This is a genomic window from Marinobacter sp. SBS5 (assembly GCF_048285575.1).
In the GTDB taxonomy this organism is placed as follows: Bacteria; Pseudomonadota; Gammaproteobacteria; order Pseudomonadales; family Oleiphilaceae; genus Marinobacter.
In genome coordinates this window covers 1706-3971 of sequence record NZ_JBLWAZ010000014.1, presented here as the reverse complement: position 1 = coordinate 3971, position 2266 = coordinate 1706, and the positions used below count along the sequence as shown (strand labels likewise).

The window sequence follows — 2266 nt, the reverse complement described above, 5'->3', positions numbered from 1 at the left end:
GCGCCGACGAACATCTGTGTTCACGCCGATCTATCTTTTCCTTTTCGGCGGTGAAACTGCTCTACTCCGTACATTCTACAAATGAATCCCTTTACGATCCGTGGCATCATCACCGCCATCTGAATCACCCGTAAACCCGACAGGATCGTTATATGGCCATCAAACACCTCCGCACCGCTTTTGCCAGCCAGTATCAGCCGGGCCAACCCGCTCGCCTTGTTGCCGGTGAGGCCTTGCAGGAGCCCGGTGGCGATTACGAGGCGCTGCACAAGCAGATGAAACGTTTGTTTAACAGCAAACCGGGCAAGAAGTATGGACGTTTCTCTGAAGACGTTGGCGAGTGCCCGTTCAGTGCCTGGCTGAAAGACTATCTGGAAGACAAACAAACCTTCGCGGCGATGACCGATCGGTTGTTCGGCCAGTGGCAGGAGCTACTGAACGGCAGTCAGGAAGAGTTCGATGGTCACTTGATGGTTGTGCACGATGCGCTGGCAGATTCGGAAGTGGTATATCTGTTCGTTCTGGAAACCGACAGCGCCATGCGTTTCGACGGCAGCCAAAAGCTGGATGCCACCGATGTTCTGAGTCTTTCCCGCTTGAACTTGGCTGTTCGCATTGAGCTGGACGATTGGCGCGATGGCAAAGACGGCGACAACTACATGACCCTCGTCCACGCCCGCGGCACGGGCGATCCCGGTGAGTTGTTCATTCGTTTGTGCGCGTTTACCAACAGCGTGGATGTGGAGAAAGAAACCACCACTTTCCTGGATGCGGTTGAAGCCTTCGCCAAAACCAGCGAGCCGGAGAAAGCGGGTGAGGTGCGCGCCAAGGCCTATGAATTCTGCAAAGACCAGCATGCTTTGGGTGAGCCGGTGGCGATTGAGGCTTTGTCTAGCTATCTGGACGAAAGCCAACCTGAGCGGTTTAAGGAATTTGCCAGCCAGAATGTAGAAATGCCTGAAACCGGCGTTCTGCACCCGGATCACCGTAAGGTTAAAAAGTTGGTACGAATCGCTGGCTCTGGTGGGGGTATGAGTGTTTCTTTTTCATCAGACTTGGTGAATCAGGCTGTGTATTACGACCGCGATAAGGATGCGCTGACGATTACTCGTTTGCCCAAGGCATTGCGGGAGCAGTTGCAGCGATATCTTGAGGCTCGGGAGGATTGAGGTTCTGGCTTCGGCTTTTTCTAGCCTGATGGGTTTGGGGGCGGGTTGCGGGGNNTTTGTTTGGGGGTGGCGTGGGGGGGGGTTTTTTTTTTTGGGGAAAAATAACTCGCTTCGCTCAGACATCTTTTTCCGGCGGAAAAAAGAATCCTCACCCCACACCGGCAGAACTTTTTGGGATACTGAGTTTAAAGACATAAACAAGAAAACAGTGGCGTTTTTGGACTCAGAATAGCCGCTGGTTACTCTTCTGCTACCGGCTCTTTTTCATCGTCCCATCTGGGGCGATTGGCCCTTATTTTTCTGACTTCTTGCATCCAGCCTACGCCATCGATGAGATCACCGGTTTCGTGATCTATGGGTGGGTACGGTAGGTTTCTGTCGTCACAATAGCGTTTAACCGTGGGCTGGCACCATGAGAACAGCAGTCGGTTGTATTCATCATCCGGCATCCGCCGCTGTTCAAACATCCCCGCCAGCTTCCGTTGCCGTTGGGCTTCCGACAGGATGATTGAGCAGGCTGCCGATACGTTCAGTGATTCCACCATCCCCATCATCGGCACCACGATGTGCTCATCCGCCTGCTCTGCGGTAACCGGGTTCACTCCGTCCACTTCATTGCCCATGACGATCGTACAGGGCACGGTAAAGTCCACATCCCGAAAATCCACTGCCCGGTCCGACAACTGTGCGGCGTAGATTTTATGCCCCTGCCCTTTCAATTCGGCCACGGCGTCTTTCATGGTCGGGTGGGTGTGAGTGGTGACCCAGTGATAGCTGCCACCGGCGGTTTTCCTGAACGCCCGAAAACCTTCTTTCGGCCACACCACGTGCATATTGGCCAAGCCGAAGGCATCGCAGGAGCGAATGATGGCTGAGAGGTTTCTGGGTTTATGCACCTGATCGGTCAGCACCCGAAGGTCTGGTTGGCGGGTGTCGAGGATGTGTTTGATTCGGGCGAGGCGTTCGGGGGTCATGTTTAAAACTTCATTCAGTTTACGGAGCGATTCATGGAGCAGCGAACCGGCTTAGAGACTCCAGCTCCCACAGTTAGAGAAGGGTTTTGGCGGAGGCTTTCCAAAAATGTGCGGAGCCATGGA

General features: G+C 54.0%; 2 protein-coding genes. One reads left to right on the top strand and one right to left on the bottom strand.

Annotation, left to right across the window (positions count from 1 at the left end; all coding sequences use genetic code 11):
• Positions 1-152 precede the first annotated feature (152 nt).
• On the top strand, positions 153-1169 hold the full coding sequence (locus tag ACNQ6O_RS15750) for a nucleoid-associated protein (RefSeq protein ID WP_418054122.1): 1017 nt from the start codon (positions 153-155) through the stop codon (positions 1167-1169).
• Between the two features lie 239 nt (positions 1170-1408).
• Here the strand turns inward: ACNQ6O_RS15750 and trmH are convergent, their stop codons facing one another.
• Positions 1409-2143, bottom strand: a complete 735-nt coding sequence (gene trmH, locus ACNQ6O_RS15745; RefSeq protein ID WP_418054121.1) for a tRNA (guanosine(18)-2'-O)-methyltransferase TrmH — start codon at positions 2141-2143, stop codon at positions 1409-1411.
• Between the last annotated feature and the right edge of the window lie 123 nt (positions 2144-2266).

Excerpts from the sequence above, each read along its gene's own strand:
- ACNQ6O_RS15750 (WP_418054122.1), top strand. The coding sequence starts at position 153 with ATGGCCATCAAACACCTCCGCACCGCTTTTGCCAGCCAGTATCAGCCG.
- trmH (WP_418054121.1), bottom strand. The coding sequence starts at position 2,143 with ATGACCCCCGAACGCCTCGCCCGAATCAAACACATCCTCGACACCCGC.